Origin of the sequence: Nocardia amikacinitolerans NBRC 108937 (genome assembly GCF_001612615.1) — a bacterium.
Classification (GTDB): Bacteria; Actinomycetota; Actinomycetes; order Mycobacteriales; family Mycobacteriaceae; genus Nocardia; species Nocardia amikacinitolerans.
In genome coordinates, this window is sequence record NZ_BDAU01000011.1 from 39,480 (window position 1) to 57,122 (window position 17,643).

The window sequence follows — 17,643 nt, forward strand, 5'->3', positions numbered from 1 at the left end:
GCCTTATGCCGCTTCGGCTTTCGCGGTGATATTGCGGGCCATACCGCCGAACACGACGGCATGGAAGGGCGAGATCGAGTGCCAGTACGCATGTCCGGCCAGCCCCCGCGGCTCGAACACCGCGCACTGCCGGTAGCGCGCGCCGCCGTCGGGTGTCGGCGTGACGGACAGTTCGAGCCATGCCTGTCCGGGAAGCAGCATCTCCGCCCGCAGCCGGAGCAGCCGAGGGCGTTCCAGCGTCTCCACCCGCCACCAATCGAGGGCCTCACCCTGGTGGAGTTTGTGTGGATCCCGCCGTCCCCGACGGAGACCGACACCGCCCGCGAGTCGATCCAGCCATCCGCGAAGCGCCCACGCCAGCGGAAACGAGTACCAGCCGTGTTCGCCGCCGACCGACTCGATCACCGACCACAGGACCTCGGGATCCGCGGAAGTCGAGAGTTCGCGGACATCGCGGTACAGGGAGCCGCCCGACCAATCGGGGTCCGACGGCAGCGGATCCGACGGCGTCCGAGGGGGACTGGCATCCGACCATCTGGTCGGAACGTCGAGGTCGCGAATTCTGGTGAGCGCCAACGAGACCGCCTCCCGGAACGGTATCGGTCCCGCCGGTGGGTCCGGGATGAGCCGCGCTATCGAGTGGTCGGTGCAGGCGACGTCGTTGATCAGCGATTCCATCAGGGGAACGGCGATCGCGCGCGGCACCGGTGTCACCAGGTTGACCCACTGGCTCGAAAGCCAGGGAGTCAGGAGCGGCACCGGGATGATGATCCGGCGAGGCAGCTGCGTGACCTCGGCATAGGTCCGCATCATTTCTTCGTAGGTGACGACGTCCGGGCCTCCGATGTCGAAGGCGCCGGTCTGGTCCGGCGCCAGTTCCGCACCACGCACCAGGTAGTGGAGGACGTCGCGGACGGCGATCGGTTGCACCCTGTTCCGCACCCACCGCGGAGTGACCATGACGGGCAGCCGCTCGCTGAGGTAGCGGAGGATTTCGAAGCTCGCGGAGCCGGATCCAATGATCACACCGGCCCGCAGCACCAGTGTGGGGACGGGCGAGGCCAGGAAGATCCTGCCGACTTCGGCGCGGGAGGCGAGATGGCGTGAAAGGGCTTGTCCCGTCGGGGTGATGCCGCCGAGGTAGATGATGCGACTCACCCGCGCCGCCGCGGCCGCCGTGGCGACGCGAGTGGCGGCCGCGCGGTCGATCTCGCCGAAATCCGCTCGGTCGAGCGAGTGGACCAGGTAGTAGAGCACCTGCTGGTCGGCGACGCAGCGGTGAACGTCCTCGTCGTCGAGCACGTCGCCGCGGAGGATCTCGACCCGATCGCGCCAGGGCGCGTCGGCGAGCTTGCCCGGGCTGCGCGCGACCACCCGGACGGAATGACCCGCTCGAAGAAGCTCGGGAACAAGGCGGCCGCCGATGTAGCCGGTCGCGCCGAATATCACGCATCGCATGTCCGCACCTCGCGTCGCCGGAGTGCACCGCTTGTGCGTCGAGTGCCTCGCTCGCAGCAAGCTAGTGTTGCATCGAAATCGCATCGTTCAGCGTACGCCTGGCAGAGACGCATCGGAAGATCGGCGGAGGGCGAGGTCTTCCCGGCTGCCCCCGATGCCATTGGCCGGAACGGTCGTGGGACACGTCGAAGCAGCCATCGCCGACGGCGTGGGTGAACGCTGGGGCGAGCCTGTCGCTCCCTACTGCGGACGCAGGACCAGCACGGTGATTTCGCTCGGTGCGAAGACCCGCAGTTGCGGTCCCCAGAAGCCGGTTCCGCGGCTGGTGTAGAGCTGGGTGTCGCCGTGGCGGCTCAGTCCGGCGACGACGGGCTGCTCGAGCCGGACGAGATAGTGGAAGGGCCAGATCTGGCCGCCGTGGGTGTGGCCGGAGATCTGGAGTGCGACACCGGCGGCCACCGCGTCGGTGATCTGCTTGGGTTGGTGGGCGAGTAGGACGACCGGCGCGTCGGGGGCCGCACCGGCGAGCGCGGTGGGAAGGTCCGGGCCGTGGCCGGTCAAGCCGACGCCGGTCGGGTCGTCGATGCCTGCGATGACCAAATGATCGTCGCCGCGGCGCACCGTCACATGCTGGTTGCGCAGCGGTTGCCAACCCAGTGAGCTCATGTGGTCGATCCAGCCTGGCGCGTCGCCGAAGTACTCGTGGTTGCCGGTGATGTAGAACCGGCCGAGCTCGGCCTCGACCTTGCCGAGCGGATCGACTTGCGCGTGCCGCTTCGCCACCGAGCCGTCCGCGAGATCGCCCGCGTGGCAAGCGATATCGGGACGTTGCGCGTTGACCACTTCGACGACGCGCTCCGACCAGCGCAGTCGATCGAGCGCGGCGAAATGGGTGTCGGTGACGACCACCAGACGCAGGCCGTCCAGTGCCGAACCGAGTCCCGGGATGGTTACCTCCAGGGTGCGAACCCGCGGCACCCGCCGCGCTTCGACCACGCCCCACACCGTGAGCACGGTGGAGGCCGCGAGCACGCCCGCGGCCACGATCCGGGAGCGAGCCGGATCGTCGACACCGGCAACGGCGAGCCCGAGGCGCGCGAGGTTGCCGAGGACCGACCAGCTGAACACCACCCACAGCACGCCGAGCAGCGTGTCGCCGACGATCGAGGCGGCATCCGACTGCGCGGGTCCGTGGCCGAGATACATCGCCGCGGGCAGACAGCAGAACGCCAGCGCGAACAGCGCCGAGCCGAGCCAGAACAGCGAGCCGGCTCCCTGGGTCGGTGCGGCGACCAAAGTCCACCACGGCAGCGAGATCAGCAGGGCAGGAACAGCCAGGAACAGGACCAGGCGGGGTACATACTTCAAGAGGGTTCGTCCTCGCGCGCGGTTGGAGCGCGCGGTCCCTCTCCCGGCGCCATGAACACTTCCGACGATAGCAGCGGGAGTTACACGCCGAGGCGCTCGGCGGCGACGGCGAGATCTTTGTCACCGCGACCCGATAGGCACAGTACGACGACGGAATCCTCGACAATCTCCCCACCGTCGGCCATTTCCAGCAGATGCCCGACGGCATGCGCCGATTCGAGCGCTGCGAGGATGCCTTCGGTACGACTGAGCGCCCGCATACCGCGCAGTGCGACAGCGTCGGTGGCCGCGCGATAGCTCACGCGGCCAGTGTCTTTCAGATGGCTGAGTTCGGGGCCGACGCCCGGATAGTCGAGTCCGGCCGCGATGCTGTGGGTCCGCGCGATCTGGCCGTCCTCGTCCTGCAGCAGATAGCTGTAGGAGCCGTCGATCTCACCGGGGCTGCCCATGCTCAGTGTCGCCGCGTGCGCGCCGGTGTCGACACCGAGTCCGGCCGCCTCGACGCCGATCAGCCGCACCCGCGGATCGTCGGTGAACGGGTGGAAGAGGCCGATGGCGTTGCTGCCGCCGCCCACACAGGCGAGAACACAATCGGGCAGTCGGCCTTCCGCGCGCAGGATCTGGTCCCTGGTCTCGGCTCCGATCACCGTCTGGAAGTCCCGCACGATTCGCGGGTACGGCGCGGGACCGGCCGCGGTGCCGAACAAGTAGTGCGTGGTGTCCAGATTCGCCACCCAATCGCGGACCGACTCGCTGATGGCCTCCTTCAGCCTGCGCGATCCGCTGTCGACCGGCCGCACCTCGGCGCCGAGCAGATGCATCCGCGTCACGTTCGACTCCTGGCGCCGCACGTCGTCGGCCCCCATGTAGACCACGCAGGTCAGGCCGAGCATCGCGCACACCGTGGCCACGGCAACGCCGTGCTGACCCGCACCGGTCTCGGCGACGATCCGTCGCTTGCCCATTCGCCGCGCCAGCATCGCCTGCCCAAGCGCATTGTTGATCTTGTGAGCGCCGGTGTGGGCCATGTCTTCGCGCTTGAGGTAGACCCGCACGCCCGGCACACTCAGCAACTCTGCGAACCGCCGCACCCCATGCAGCAGGGTCGGCCGGCCGACGCGGTCGCGCAACAGTTCCCGGTACTCCGCCTCGAAGCTCGAATCGGCCTGCGCCAGAACGTAGGCGGCCTCGAGATCCAGCAGCGCGGCCATCAATCCTTCGGGCACGAACCGGCCGCCGAACGCACCGAATCGTCCGCGCTCGTCGGGAAACATCTCGTGCCGGACACCGCTCGCCGCCACGTCGTGATCAATCATCGTCAACACCAACGCTTTCACCGCCACAGATCCGACGGTTCAGTCTGTTCCGCTCGCACTAGCGCAATCCCACAGACCGGCAACAAATGAGTTAACAGACTTGATCTTTCGGTTGGTTCGGATCAGTGGGAAGTGGGTGGTGCACTGGCTCAGCGGGGATGATCCGATCCCAGATCTTGGCGTGCGCGTTCGGCGATCTCGTCGACGCTGGTGTCGTTCAGGAACTTGTCGATCGCCGAGATGCCCGCGGTGGCCACCCGGCGCCACTCGTCGTCCGTGAGTGCATCGGGGGATCGGTTGAGGTGGTCGCCGACGGCCGACAGCGAGGAGGGGCGGGGTTCGGTCACGAGTTCTCGCAGCGCGCGGTCTCGGCGGGCGAGGATCGGGCCCAGCTCGCTGCCCACGATCCGTACCGCGGCTTCCGCGCGCATGTGCGATTGCAGTGGTTCCTGGAGTTTGCTCAGTTCCGACGCGATCGCGGTCCGGTCCGGCGGATCGGTGGCAAGGACGGTCCGGATCCGATTCAGCTGGGCCGCGACGTCCATAACGGACGCGACATAGGCCACGTACGCTTCGCGGCGATCCTTCCGAATCGCTTGCTCCGCGGTGAGGCGCTCCTGTCGATTCATTTCCGTGCTGCTCACGTGGGTCGATGCCCACGCGGAGATGCCGGCCGAGATCACCGCCGCCGCGACCGCGGTGACGAGGGCGTACCGCCCGTTTCGTGTCGCCGTTCGCAGATCGCGGTGCAATGCCGCCAAATCGGTCGATGACGCCGAGGCCGAAGGTGCGGCAGGCTCGGCAGGCTCTCGGTGCCGCTCCGGCGTAGACGGCTGCTCCTCCATGAGGTCAAGCTACGTCGCGCGAGGCCGTCGAAGGGGCAGCCACGCCACCCGAGTCGTTCGCGATCTGAATGCCGACTGGCTGAACCGGCGGTTGCCGAGGTCGATCCCCTCGGCAACCGCTGGCGCATACCGTCGCTAGGCCGCGGTGGCTGATACGAGCTGACGCTCCGAAGGGGTCGGCCAGCGGCGGTGTTCGGCGTCGATGACGTAGGCGTGGGTGTGCCGGTAGAAGCGGTCGTCCACGCGCACGGCATCGGCCAGCCGGTCCGGGGCGATGGTGCCGACTTCGTGCAGGTGAGTCAACTCCTCCGGGTCGTGGCGCGGCCACATGCGCAGCGCCGCAGTGATTCCCGCACCGGCGAGCGCGGCCAACGTGATCCAGGTGGTCGTGAAACCGGCGGCGGTCGTCAGCCAGCCGGCGATCGGATAGGTGATCAACCAGGCGAGGTGCGACAGCGAGAACTGAGCGGCGAACAGCGCGGGCCGATCGGCAGGGCTCGACGAGCGCCGCAGCACCTGACCGGTCGGGGTGAGCACCGCCGCGGTGCCCGCGCCCACGGTGGCCCACACCGCGATCGCGGCTCCCCACCGCCAGTCACCCGCGGTCGCCAGCGACAGGGTGATGGCCGCACCGAGTCCGGCGATCAGCGTGGCCGCACCCGCCAGCATGACCGGCCGCGCGCCGAGGCGATCGAGAACGCGGGGGAGCGACAGTGCGACGAGCATGGTGCCGAACCCGTTGGCCGCCAACAACAGTGCCACGCCGGACTGGGTGCCACCCAGGGTGTCGCGAACGTAGTTGACGGTATTGACCATGATCACCGATCCGGCGGCGGCGACCACGAGATTCAGCCCGAGCAGCCCGCGCAGCCGCGGTGTCGCGGCGAAGATCCGTATGCCCAGCGTGATTCGTTCCCGGAACGAGCCTTCGGTGGCGGCGGTCGCGTTCGGGATCCTGGTCGTGATCACCAGCACCGCCGAGACGACGAATCCGATTGCGGTACCGACGAACAGCCAGTGGAAGCTGATCAGAGCCAGCGCGGCCGCGGCCAGCATCGGGCTGAGCAGGGTCTCCATGGTGGCGGCCAGTTGGGCGGCCGAGAGCGCCCGGGTGTATTCGCGTTCGTCGGGCAGGATGTCGGGGATGACCGCCTGGTAGGTCGGGGTGAACGCCGCCGAGGCGGTTTGCAGTAGCGCGATCAGCGCGTAGATGTGCCAGATCTGGTCGATGAAGGGCAGTGCCAGCACGACAGCGGCACGAATGACGTTGAGCCCGACCAGAAACGAGCGACGGGGGAACCGGTCGGCGTAGGCGGCCACCAGGGGCGCGACCGTTACGTAGACCACCATCTTGATCGTCAGCGCCGTGCCGAGAACGGCGGCCGCGTCGCCCGCCGCGAGCTCGTAGGCGAGCAGGCCGAGAGCGACCGTGGTCAGTCCGGTACCGAACAGGGCCGACACCTGAGCGGTGAACAGCCGCAGATAGTCGTGGTTGCCGAACAGCGAGGTCATCGTGGAACGCATCGAAAACACTTCCTAGGGATCGAATTCGGGGTGGATCACGGGTTCGTCGACAGCGGCACTCGCACACGTCGGACTCCTCTCGTAAACAGGCGAGACTTTCGCCCGCTCATCGACTTTCGATGCTCAGCTGGTGGTGGGCAGGGTGAAGGCGGCGGTGCGGACGACATCGCCGTGCTGGAAATCCAAGAAGAGCCGGTAGGTTCCAGGGCCGGGCACGACGGTGTGGAAGGTGATGTCCGGTCCGGGCGCGGTCGCCCCGTCGCCGGGCTCGCCGTTGGGGTGGACGTGGACGTAGGCCAGATCTCCAGCTCGCAGGATCACCAGGTGTCCGTACGCGGCCAAGTACGGCTGCAGGTCGGTGACCGGCCGACCGTTCTTGCGAACGGTCAGGGTGAGCAGTCGTCCGGCGCCCGGCACCAGATCGCCGTCGAGGGTCACCTCGTATCCGTCCACGAGCGCGGTGCGCGTGGCGGGTGGCGTCGGCCGCGGTTCGTACGCGCCCGCGACAGCGAGATCCGCACCGAGGGTGATGGTTTTGCCCAACGCGTGCGGGGCGATATCGGTGAAGACCCGGTACGCCCCCGCCTCCGGAAGATTCAGCGTCACGGTCCAGGTGCCGTCGGCGGTGAGTTCGGGATGTACGTGCCAGAAACCGGTCAGCTCACGCCGCACCACGATCAAGTGCAGCTCGCGATCGTGGATGGCGTCGTAGCGGGTGACGGGCTCGCCATCGGGACCGAGGATCCGGAACCGCAAGTCGACCTCGCCCGTGCCGACGATCGGCTCCGCGAGCGCCAATGTGTAACCGTCCTGGGTGATTTGGAGCCCACCGGGGAAGTCGGCGGTGGCGTGGGTTCCGTGCGCCGCGTGGTCACCGTGGCCGGCATGCGCGGCGTGCGCTCCGTGCCCCGTGTGCGCTCCGTGCGCCCCGCCGTGAGTGGTGTGAGTCTGCGTGGTCATCGCTTCGGCCTTTCGATCTTGTCGCTCCGATATGGAACAAAGTTAATACCCCCAGGGGGTATGCGCAACTTCCTGTGATCCATCGCGCAGAGCGTTCCGTCTTCGGCTGGTGTCGGAGCTGTCGATGGCCGCAATGAGATCGGCATCGATCGCTGGCGATGGGGGATCGCGACGTCCTCGCGCACCCCTTGCCCGCCAATCTGTGAAAGCCTACACTTACGAAAGTGGCTGCTTTCAGAGATGTGGATTTGGCGATCCTGGGTGATCCGACGCGCAAGGCGATTTTCGAGCGGCTGGCGCGGCGGCCTTCGTCGGTCGGTGAGCTTGCCGAATCGCTGCCGATCACCCGGCAGGCGGTGTCGCAGCATCTGCGGGTTCTCAAAGAGGGCGGTCTGGTGGTGGCCACACCCGAGGGCACGCGGCGGATCTACCGGATCAATCCGGAGGGCTTGGCCGCGATTCGAGCGTATTTCCAGCAGATCTGGGACGACGCGTTGACTGCTTTTCAGAAGGCCGCCGATGCGGCGGCGAGTGATCCCGAACAGGAGAATCGACCATGAGCATCACCCCGGAACTTCCTGTCCTGCAAGGCAAGGCTGGCGTCGCGCTGCCGCTGGAGCGGGCGTTCGCGTTCTTCACCGAGTCGTTCGGCAGTTGGTGGCCCGCGGCTTATCACATCGGTGCGGCCGAGATGGCCGATGCGATTCTCGAGCCAGGCGAGGGTGGGCGCTGGTTCGAACGAGGCGTCGACGGCACCACCGCCACCTCGACCGCCTGGTCGACGGCAAGGCCATCGCGGAGACCATCGTCGAGCGCGGCGGTGGCTGGAGCACGCTGCTGGAGCTGTTCGCCAAGACCGCCGAAGCGCAGAGCTGAACGAGGCCGGGAGGCTCGGTACGGTCAAGCGGGTCGAGTGAGGGTGACGCGCCACAACCGGCGCGGCAGGTCACCCTCTTCGAAGTCGTCGATGTCGGTCAGGTTCCAGCCGTCGGCTAGGTCGTCGACCATGGCTCGGTCGAAGAAGTGGACGGCGAAGCCGCCGTGTTCGTAGATGCCGTCGCCGCGGGCGGTTCCGGCGCCGTAGTGGGCGTCGCCGGTGTGGCGAACAGTGTAGACGAAGGTTCCTCCGGGTCGCAGAACGCGCCGCACCTCGGCGACGAGAGCCCGAATTTCCTTGGTGGACAGGGCCATACACAACAGCATGTGCGCGAAGACCCCGTCCATCGAGCCGTCGGGCAGCGGCAGCGCATCGCGCACGTCGTGAACAATGGTCGTGATTCGACCGGAGATGTTCTGCTCGCGTGCTCGGTGCCGAAGCTGATCCAGGCCGACGGAGCTGAAGTCGGTCGCCACGACGGAGAACCCTTCGCGAGCGAAGTGCAGGGTGTCACGGCCATGACCGGCGCCGAGTTCGAGTACTTCCGCGACGCCGACGGCGCGAAACAGCCGGGCGGCATGCTCGGCGGGCGCCGAGGGCTGGTCGCCGTACATACCGGGATGTGCGGCGTAGGTCGACTGCCAATGTCCGTGCTGTGCCTCGGCCAGGTCCCGATCACGGCTCGTCATGATGGCGTGTCCCTTCCCTGTGTATCCGCTCGACTCACGACCCTATGTACGTCGGTCACGCGGTTCGTCCGCGCCCGGTGAACGCCGCGATCGGTACGACCGCCACCGCCAGCACGCCACCGAGGAGGGCAAGAGCCGGATAACTGGTCGCGGCGACCATCAACCCGGACCCCATCCCGCCGGTGGCTCCGGCGACCGCGATCGAGACATCCACCGCGCCTTGCGTTTTGGCGCGGGTGGCCAGCGGCACCGTGTCGGTGATGATGGCCGTGCCCGCCACCAGCCCGAGATTCCAGCCCAATCCCAGCAGCGCCAGCGCGAGTGCGAGCAGCACCACGGAGTCGCCGGGCGCGGCGGCCGCGAGGACTCCCGCGGCGAGCAGCGTCACCCCCGACGCTGCGGCGACGGGCAGGCGGCCGTAGCGGTCGACGAGCCAGCCGGTCAGTGGCGAGGGCAGGTACATGGCGCCGACGTGGATGGCGATCACCAGTCCGGCGGCGGCAGTGCTGTGGCCGTGATCGAGCATGTGGACCGGAGTCATGGTCATGATCGCCACCATGACCAGCTGCGTCAGCGCCATCACCAAGCCGCCCGCGGCGATGCCCTTGCCGGCGTCGTCGACAGGCGTCGGCTGAGTGGTGGTCTGCGTCCCGGCCGCATCCGTCGCGCCCAGCTCACGCGCCAGCAGCAGCGGGTCCGGCCGCAGCGACACCGCGAGCACGAGCGCGGCCAGTGCGTAGGCCGCCGCGGCGAGCAGGAACGGCCCGGCCAGGTAGGGAATGCCCAAGGTTCTGGCCAATCCGCCGGTAGGTGCGGCGAGATTCGGGCCGATGACACCGCCGAGGGTGGTCGCGACCAGCACGGTGGACACGGCACGGCCCCGGTGCGAAGCGGTGGCCAGATCGGCGCCCGCGTATCGGGCTTGCAGGTTGGTGGCGGTGCCCGCGCCGTAGACGAACAACGCGATGAACAGCAGCGCCAGATTGTCCAGGACGGCGGCCGCGATCACGCCGAGGCTGCCGATCGCGCCGGTGAGATACCCCGCGGCAAGGCCGGGACGGCGCCCGCGAGCGTGGGAAAGACGACCGACGGCGACGGCGGCGAGCGCGGAACCGGCGGTGAACAGGGCGCTGGGCAGTCCGGCCAGGCTGGTGGAGCCGAGCATGTCTTGGGCCAGTAGCGCGCCGACGGTGATCCCGGCGGCCAGCCCCGCACCGCTGAGGACTTGCGCGGACACCAGGACGAGCAGGACGCGGCGTTGTGCTCGTGCGGTATCGGGGAGCCGGATGTCGGAGGTGCTGCGGGTGGTGCCGGTGGCCACGAGAAGGTCTTCCTGGTCAGCAAGCGGTGGCGAATACAATCGCCATGTTCCTTGCTGTTCCAAGGAACTGTGGAATAAGATATTCCAAAGAATATTGGAGAAGCAAGCGTGAGCGAGTCCTCCGGCCCCAAGGCCGCCCTGTTCGACCAGGTCGCCCGTGTCGGCAAGGCCCTTGGCAACGGTCGCAGGCTACAGATCCTCGATCTGCTCGCCCAAGGCGAGCGCACGGTCGAGGCGATCGCCACAGCGACCGGCATGAACCTGACCACCGCTTCGGCGAACCTGCAGACGCTCAAAGCCGGCGGCCTGGTCGAGGCGCGACGCGACGGAACCCGCCAGCACTACCGGCTCGCCGGAACCGACGTCGCTCGCTTGTTCGCGCTCGTGCAGAGCGTCGCCGAAGCGCACCTGGCCGACGTCGCCGTCGCGGCGGCCACCGCTCTCGGCTCTCCCGAGGACGCGATCACCCGCGACGAACTCGTCCGCCGCCGCGACGCCGGGGAGATCGTCCTCGTCGACGTCCGCCCCCGCGAGGAGTACGACGCCGGGCACATCCCCGGCGCCATCAGCATTCCGCTCGCCGAACTCGCCACCCGGCTCGCCGAGCTGCCCGCCGACCGGGACATCGTCGCCTACTGCCGCGGCGCGTACTGCGTGATGGCGCCCGACGCGATCCGCATCGCCCAGCAGTCCGGGCGGGAGGTCAAACGTTTCGACGAGGGAATGCTGGAATGGACGTTGGCCGGACTCCCGGTCGAGAAGGCCACGACGGCGGCGCGGTAGCACTAAATCCACCGCCGCAACCCGCCCGGCCAACGCAGCATCAGCACGCCGATGGCGGCGACGACGATGCCGCGCGGCGCCTCGTAGAGGAATCCGGTCAGGCCTTGGGTGGGCGGAACGGGGAGGAAGAAGCCGAGACCGGCGACCAGGGTGAGCACCGCGATCCAGCGGGGCACGGTGTTGTTGCGCAGCATGCTCGCACCCATCAACCCCAGCCCGGCGAGCAGGGCGAGGGCGCCGATGATGTTGAACAATTGGAACGCGGTGGTGTCGATCATGTTGTCGTTGCCCGCGATCAGCTGCGCGGTGGCGGGGTCGTTGGCGAACGGGTAGGCGACGAACAGTTCGACGACGAGATGACCGCCCGCGGTGACGACGTTGGCGAGCAGGTAGCAGATCAGGCCGACGAATCCGGCCGTGCCGAGTCGCGGCCGCATCCACGCGTACATCCCGGGCAGTCCGAGGATCAGCAGGACGGTTCCGATGCCGAGCAGGATCTGCGCGAGCGGTGCGCCGGGGCTGGTGAGCGCCTCGACCGAATGGCTCTTGCCCGCGACGATCGGATGTAGCGTGCCGCCCGCGATGCACAGGGTGCCCGCGATGGCCAGTGCGGCGCCGCACATCCGCAGTACAGTCTCGCGAGAAGGGCCGATGGTCCGGGTGTCACCGGTGGTCGGGGTTGGTAGGAGTGCTTGCGTGTGTGTCATGAGCCAAGGGTCGACGAGGGCGCTGGTGTGACGCTGGTGCGCGGCGGGTCCGACGACGACCGCCCGGCCATCTCGGTGCTCGGGCCCCTGGAAGTGCGCACCTCGGACGGCGCCCGCCTCACCATCCCGGCGCGCAAACACGCCGAGCTCTTGGTCATCCTCGCGGCCGAGCGGACCGCCCGCAGCGCGCCGTACCTTTGCGAATTGCTCTGGCGGGGCAGGCCTCCGGAGAGCGCCCTCGTCACGCTGCAGGGCTACGTCTCACGATTGCGCAGAACGCTGCGGCCGCTTCCGGACTTCCGGATCGAGACCGGCCCGAACGGTTACGTGCTGCGGTGCGGCGGATCCGGCACCGACCTCGACCTGCTCGACGTGCTGTCCAGGGACGCCCGCGCGGCACACGCCGACGGTGATGTCGGCCGGACCGTCGATCTACTCGAACGTGCCTTGCGCCTGTGGCGCGGCGAGGCACTCTGCGATGTCGACGACATCGCCGAACTCGCTCCCGAACGGGCGCGTCTTGCCGAGCTGCGATCGGAACTCGTCGAGATGTGCGCCGAGGGACTGATCGTGCTCGGCCGTGCCCGGCACGCGGTCACTCTGCTCACCGACGAATGCGAGCGGCATCCGGAGCGGGAAGGCACGGCACGACTGCTGGCGCTGGCGCTGCGCGACTGCGGACGTGTCTCGGAGGCCCTCGACGTTCTCGTTCGATTGCGGCGCTCGCTGCGGGAGGATTTCGGGCTCGATCCCGCGCCCGACACCGTCCGGGTCGAGAACGAGATCCGCAATCCGGCAAAGCCCCCGGCGGAACGCCCTGCGCTCGTGGGACGCGACGACGTCGCCGCTGTCTTGCATCGTGCGCGGAACCGGTCCCGGCAGGGACTGACCGTCGTGACGGTGCGCGGCGCACCCGGCATCGGCAAGACGGCCGTCGTCGAGGACGCCGTGCGCCGCCACGGCGACGCGGCCTTCTTCACCGCGGGAATCAGTGGGACCGGCGCCTCGGCGTTGGCGACACTGATGCCGTGGCTGGATCAGGCCGCGCTGTCCGGACGCGCCGTGCCGGACATCCCGACACCGCGTGCGCTCGCCGCGTTGTTCGCCGACGTCGCGCGGGAGACCGGACATGTGGTCGCGGTCATCGATGACGTGCAGTGGGCCGATCCTGATTCGCTTCGGATGATCGCGGCGGCCATGCGGGTGCTGCGTGCCCATCCCGTCCTGCTGTTTCTCACGGTTCGTCCGGAGCCGCTTCCGGCGGAGGTGGGCCTGCTCCAGTCCGCGGGCGCCTATGTCGTGGTGGACCTGCCGCCGCTGTCCGCCGCGGCCGTGGAGGAGTTGGTGCGCGCCGAGCTCGGTTCGATCGATCCGGAGGTGGGCGCCCGGATCATCGAGTCGAGCGCCGGGAGCCCGTTCGTCGCGGCGCAACTGTGCGATCTCGTCCGTGCGGGCGGCTCCCTGGACGTCAGGGGCTCGGCCACCGAGATCACGACGGCGAAGCTGTCCGCTGTTTCCCCGTCGGCGCGAGCGCTCGCCGAGGTGCTGGCCGTGATCGGTACGCGCGCGTCGATCGGACTGGTCGCCGCCGCCGACGGCGCACCACGGTTCGACGATCGGATCGGTGAACTCGTCGCCGCGCGGGTCGTCTCGCTCGAAGACGGCGCAGTCGCCTTCGAACACGAACTCACGCGCGATGCGGTGCTCGCCACCATCGGTGAAGTGCGGATGGCCCTGTTGCACAAGCGAATCGCGGACGCGCTGGCCGAGCTACGACCGGGAGCGCTCACTGCGCAGGCACGGCATCGCAGTGCGGCGGCTCTCGATTCGCTGGATTCCGCTGCCGCGCAGGCCTGTTCGGTCGCGGCGCAAGACGCGCTGCGGCGGGACGCGCCCACCGAGTGCGCCGAACTCGCCGCGCGCGGGCTCCGGCACGCCGATCCCGGTGACGCGGAGCTGCTGATCGAATTGGATCGGCTCGCGGGACAGGCGCATCACCGCCTCGGCCACTACGACGCGGCCGCCGAATCCTTCGACCGCGCCGGTCGACGCTGCGCCGAACGCGGCGACTGGTCCGGTCTGGCGCGGACCGCGCTCCTGGCCGCACCGCGTGGCGTAGCAGGCTACTTCTCCGGATACGGTGTGGTGCACGCGGGTTCGTCGGCGCTGCGGGCACAGGCACTCGCGCATCGCCTCGAGCTCGACGCCGAGTTGGTCGCCGAGGCGGAAGCGATCGAGGCCGCGGACCGCGCGATCCACGGTCTGCCAGGGGATTTCGACGCACTGTCCGAGGCACGGGCGCGCAGCGCACCCGGAGGCGGATCCTGGCCCCAGGTACTGCTTGCCGAGTTCCTGTGCACCTGGGGTCCCACAACCGTCGCCGAGCGGCGCAAGATCGCCGAGGAACTGGAGGAACTCGCAGGCCACGACCGAACGGCGCGGGCGACGGCGGTCCACCTACGCCGCGTCTGCGCCCTGGAAGCGGGCGATATGCGGCTGGTCCGCCGACTGTCGGCCGAGTTCGCCCGGCTCGCCTCCGCCGACGACATCGACCTCGCGGCCACCCAGCTGTGGTGGCAGGTGATGCTGGCCGTGCTGCGTGGCGACTACCTGGAGTCGCAGGCGCTGATGACACGCTTCGCCGACGATCTCGGCGCGGTCGACGATCATGCCCGGCTGCTCGCCGAAGTCTCGGTGCTGACCAGCAATTCGATCGAGCTGTGGCATCGCGGACGGCTCGGCGAGGTACTCGCCGAAGTGGACCGTATGGCGCAGGATTTCGACGAGGATTTCGCGCTCGTGGTCGCGATGGCGGCGGCGGAGATCGATGACCACGAGCGCGCGCTGGCGACGATCGAGTCGATCATCGCCCTGCCAGGGAGACTGCACGGCCCGCGCCTGGTCGTGCGGGTGCCATTGCTGGTCGAAGCGCTGCTCACCGTCGGTCGGCGGGCGCCGCGACAGCGCGACCGGGTGGTCGAGCTCACCGCCGAACTCGAACCGTTCACCCAGGGGTGGGGCGAGACATTGCTCGTGCAGTGGCCGGGGCTGGTGTGCCTCGGGCCGTCCGGGCTCTACCGCGGCACCGCCCGCGGAATCCTCGGACTTCCCGGCGCGCGCGAGGAGGTCGTCGCCGCGCGGCACCGGGCGCGCCTGCTCGGCGCGCGGCCCTACGAATCACGCGCCGCAGACCGCTTGATCCAGTGGCCGTTCGCCTGAGCCGAACGGAGAGCGGCCGGGCCATCGTTGTCGGTTAGCTCACACGTCGTGGTATTCATGGCGGGAAAACCACAGATCCATGAGAGGGTAGACGAGTGAGATCGGGCTTATCGTCGTGATTCGCTCGGCTCATCTACAGAAAAGATGAAGTAAGCAGATGGCTCAAGGCAGTGTGAAGTGGTTTAACAGCGAGAAGGGCTTCGGCTTCATCGCACAAGACGGTGGCGGCGCCGACGTCTTCGTTCATTACTCCGCCGTGTCCGGCTCGGGATTCAAGTCCCTGGAAGAAGGACAGCGCGTGGAATTCGAGATCGGTCAGGGCCAGAAGGGCCCGCAGGCGCAGGACGTTCGCGCGATCTGAGCGACGTGAAGACGAGCCCCGCATCCTTCGGGATGCGGGGCTCTGCTTTTCCCGGCAGTGAGAACGTCCGCAATGTTCCACCGGGGCTTCGGGTTTGGAGTGCGACACCTCAGAAGGCGGCTTCGTCGAGTTCCATGATCGCGGTATCGATCTCCGACAGGACAGCTCGATCAGCGCTCAGTCGCGGCAGTACTGTCTTCGCGAAGAAGGACGCGACCGCCATCTTGCCTTCGTAGAAGGCGCGGTCGGCGCCGCCGTTGCCGGAATCCAGCACCGTGACGGCGATCTCGGCACCGACGAGCAGCCGCCATCCGACCAGCAGGTCGCCGACGGCGAGGAGGAAGCGCACGGATTCCAGGCCGATCTTGTACAGCTCGGTCGGGTTCTCCTGCGCGTCGAGCAGGTGCTGGGTGAGTCGGCCCGCCATGGCCTGCACGTCACCCAGGGCGGTGGCGAGCAAAATCTTCTCGGCCTTCATGCGGTCGTGGTCGACGGTGGATTCCGCTGTCTCCCTGACCTTTCCGGCGATATGGGCCAGTGCGACGCCGCGGTCGCGGGCGATCTTGCGGAAGAAGAAGTCCTGCGCCTGGATGGCGGTGGTGCCCTCGTAGAGCGAGTCGATCTTGGCGTCGCGGATGTACTGCTCGATCGGGTAGTCCTGGAGGAAGCCGGAGCCGCCGAAGGTCTGCAGCGATTCGGTGAGGCATTGGTAGGCGCGCTCGGAGCCGACGCCTTTGACGATCGGCAGCAGTAGATCGTTGACCCGTGCGGCGAGCTCGGCATCCGCGCCGGAGACATGCTGGGCGACAACGGGATCCTGGTGAGCCGCGGTGAACAGATAGATCGAGCGCAGTCCCTCGGCATAGGCCTTCTGCGTCATCAGGGAGCGGCGCACGTCGGGATGGTGGGCGATGGTCACCCTCGGCGCGGTCTTGTTCGCCATCTCGGTGAGATCGCTGCCCTGCACGCGCTGCTTGGCGTATTCCAGCGCATTGAGATACCCCGTCGACAGGGTCGCGATGGCCTTGGTGCCCACCATCATCCGTGCCTGCTCGATGACCTCGAACATCTGCGCGATGCCGTTGTGCACCTCGCCGACCAGCCAGCCTTTCGCCGGGATGCCGTGACCGCCGAAGGTCAATTCGCAAGTGGCGGAAGCTTTGAGGCCCATCTTGTGCTCGACGTTGGTGACGAACACACCGTTGCGTTCCCCGGGTTGCCCTGTCTGGAAATCGAAGAGGTACTTCGGCACGAGGAACAGGCTCAACCCCCTGGTACCGGGATCGGCGCCCTCGGGGCGTGCCAGCACCTGATGGACGATGTTCTCGAACAGGTCGTCGGAGTCGGCGGAGGTGATGAAGCGCTTGACGCCCTCGATGTGCCAGGAGCCGTCCTCTTGCCGGATCGCTTTGGTGCGGCCCGCGCCGACGTCGGATCCGGCGTCGGGTTCGGTCAGCACCATGGTGGCGCCCCAATTTCGTTGTACCGCAAGCGCGGCCCAACGGCGTTGTTCTTCGGTGCCGATGCCGTCGATGATGTCGGCCATGTTGGGTCCGGCCGCGTACATGAACGCGGCAGGCTGCGCGCCGAGCACGAATTCGCTGATGGCCCAACTCAACATGCGCGGGGCGGGAACGCCGCCGAGCTCCTCGGCTTTGCCGACGCGCCACCACTCGCCGTCGTACCAGGCGCGCACCGACCGCTTGAACGCGTCGGGCAATCGCACCGAATGGGTCGCCGGATCGAAGACCGGCGGATTGCGGTCGGTCTCGGCGAAGGAATCGGCGACCGGCCCTTCGGCGAGCCGCGCGGCTTCGGTCAGCATCGTCCGCGCGGTCTCGCCGTCCAGGTCGCCGAAGGCTCCGGTGCGCAGAATCTCGGCGAGGCCGAATACCTCGAAGAGGTTGAACTCCAGGTCCCTGATATTGCTCTTGTAGTGCCCCACCGGCCCTGCCCTTCCGACGATCCTCGGTCTTGTTACCGAGATGTGCTGGGCGCATGTGATCACGCCCAGCCGAATTCTGGCAGGCGGGAACCTCGCGAGGCAGTCGTAAGTGATTGGCTATTAAGGAGCATCACTTGTAACCGCTACGCGAACCAAAGGAGTACCTCTCGGTGTTCGGAACGGGGGTCGATGTATACGGCCGTGCCGCACGAGGACCCATCATCTGCCGCCGCGAGTACCGGCGTCGGACTGTGGCGAACGAAGTGGTGG

General features: G+C 68.1%; 14 protein-coding genes. 4 read left to right on the top strand and 10 right to left on the bottom strand.

Annotated elements, in window-relative coordinates; genetic code table 11:
• Positions 1 to 3: 3 nt before the first annotated feature.
• The 6 genes from NAM01S_RS10485 to NAM01S_RS10510 all read right to left on the bottom strand — a co-directional run bounded on the left by NAM01S_RS10485 (position 4) and on the right by NAM01S_RS10510 (position 7,471).
• Positions 4 to 1,458 carry an SDR family oxidoreductase gene (locus tag NAM01S_RS10485; RefSeq protein ID WP_067783121.1) on the bottom strand — a complete coding sequence of 485 codons (1,455 nt, stop codon included), beginning with the start codon at positions 1,456 to 1,458 and terminating at the stop codon, positions 4 to 6.
• Between the two features lie 240 nt (positions 1,459 to 1,698).
• The gene (locus NAM01S_RS10490) at positions 1,699 to 2,826 is read right to left on the bottom strand and encodes a metallophosphoesterase (protein ID WP_067783123.1); all 1,128 of its coding nucleotides are present in this window, start codon (positions 2,824 to 2,826) and stop codon (positions 1,699 to 1,701) included.
• A gap of 80 nt (positions 2,827 to 2,906) precedes the next feature.
• The gene (trpB, locus tag NAM01S_RS10495; RefSeq protein ID WP_067783893.1) at positions 2,907 to 4,142 is read right to left on the bottom strand and encodes a tryptophan synthase subunit beta; all 1,236 of its coding nucleotides are present in this window, start codon (positions 4,140 to 4,142) and stop codon (positions 2,907 to 2,909) included.
• 149 nt (positions 4,143 to 4,291) lie between these two features.
• Complete coding sequence (locus tag NAM01S_RS10500; RefSeq protein ID WP_157107684.1) at positions 4,292 to 4,771, bottom strand: hypothetical protein; 480 nt, start codon at positions 4,769 to 4,771, stop codon at positions 4,292 to 4,294.
• 351 nt (positions 4,772 to 5,122) lie between these two features.
• A complete protein-coding gene (locus NAM01S_RS10505) occupies positions 5,123 to 6,511 on the bottom strand; it encodes an MFS transporter (protein ID WP_372511664.1) in 1,389 nt (462 codons plus the stop codon).
• A gap of 123 nt (positions 6,512 to 6,634) precedes the next feature.
• The gene (locus NAM01S_RS10510; RefSeq protein WP_067783127.1) at positions 6,635 to 7,471 is read right to left on the bottom strand and encodes a DUF8832 domain-containing protein; all 837 of its coding nucleotides are present in this window, start codon (positions 7,469 to 7,471) and stop codon (positions 6,635 to 6,637) included.
• 242 nt (positions 7,472 to 7,713) lie between these two features.
• Here NAM01S_RS10510 and NAM01S_RS10515 point away from each other — a divergent pair, with 242 nt between their 5' ends.
• The gene (locus tag NAM01S_RS10515; RefSeq protein WP_253790905.1) at positions 7,714 to 8,031 is read left to right on the top strand and encodes an ArsR/SmtB family transcription factor; all 318 of its coding nucleotides are present in this window, start codon (positions 7,714 to 7,716) and stop codon (positions 8,029 to 8,031) included.
• 340 nt (positions 8,032 to 8,371) lie between these two features.
• Here the strand turns inward: NAM01S_RS10515 and NAM01S_RS10520 are convergent, their stop codons facing one another.
• Together NAM01S_RS10520 and NAM01S_RS10525 are read right to left on the bottom strand one after the other, a co-directional pair.
• On the bottom strand, positions 8,372 to 9,037 hold the full coding sequence (locus NAM01S_RS10520) for a class I SAM-dependent methyltransferase (RefSeq protein ID WP_067783132.1): 666 nt from the start codon (positions 9,035 to 9,037) through the stop codon (positions 8,372 to 8,374).
• A 55-nt stretch (positions 9,038 to 9,092) separates the two neighbouring features.
• Positions 9,093 to 10,358: an MFS transporter gene (locus NAM01S_RS10525; RefSeq protein ID WP_067783133.1), complete on the bottom strand. Its 1,266-nt coding sequence runs from the start codon at positions 10,356 to 10,358 to the stop codon at positions 9,093 to 9,095.
• 108 nt (positions 10,359 to 10,466) lie between these two features.
• Between NAM01S_RS10525 and NAM01S_RS10530 the strand changes: the two genes are divergently transcribed.
• Positions 10,467 to 11,141, top strand: coding sequence for an ArsR/SmtB family transcription factor (locus tag NAM01S_RS10530; RefSeq protein WP_067783134.1), 675 nt, complete (start codon positions 10,467 to 10,469; stop codon positions 11,139 to 11,141).
• A gap of 2 nt (positions 11,142 to 11,143) precedes the next feature.
• On the opposite strand, the gene NAM01S_RS10535 is transcribed toward NAM01S_RS10530, so the two are convergent.
• The gene (locus NAM01S_RS10535) at positions 11,144 to 11,848 is read right to left on the bottom strand and encodes a hypothetical protein (protein WP_067783135.1); all 705 of its coding nucleotides are present in this window, start codon (positions 11,846 to 11,848) and stop codon (positions 11,144 to 11,146) included.
• 27 nt (positions 11,849 to 11,875) lie between these two features.
• On the opposite strand from NAM01S_RS10535, the gene NAM01S_RS10540 reads away from it, so the two are divergent.
• Positions 11,876 to 15,067 carry an ATP-binding protein gene (locus NAM01S_RS10540; protein WP_169810834.1) on the top strand — a complete coding sequence of 1,064 codons (3,192 nt, stop codon included), beginning with the start codon at positions 11,876 to 11,878 and terminating at the stop codon, positions 15,065 to 15,067.
• A gap of 157 nt (positions 15,068 to 15,224) precedes the next feature.
• Positions 15,225 to 15,428, top strand: a complete 204-nt coding sequence (locus NAM01S_RS10545; RefSeq protein ID WP_040741190.1) for a cold-shock protein — start codon at positions 15,225 to 15,227, stop codon at positions 15,426 to 15,428.
• A 109-nt stretch (positions 15,429 to 15,537) separates the two neighbouring features.
• Here NAM01S_RS10545 and NAM01S_RS10550 read toward each other — a convergent pair whose 3' ends face one another.
• On the bottom strand, positions 15,538 to 17,373 hold the full coding sequence (locus NAM01S_RS10550) for an acyl-CoA dehydrogenase (RefSeq protein WP_067783138.1): 1,836 nt from the start codon (positions 17,371 to 17,373) through the stop codon (positions 15,538 to 15,540).
• Between the last annotated feature and the right edge of the window lie 270 nt (positions 17,374 to 17,643).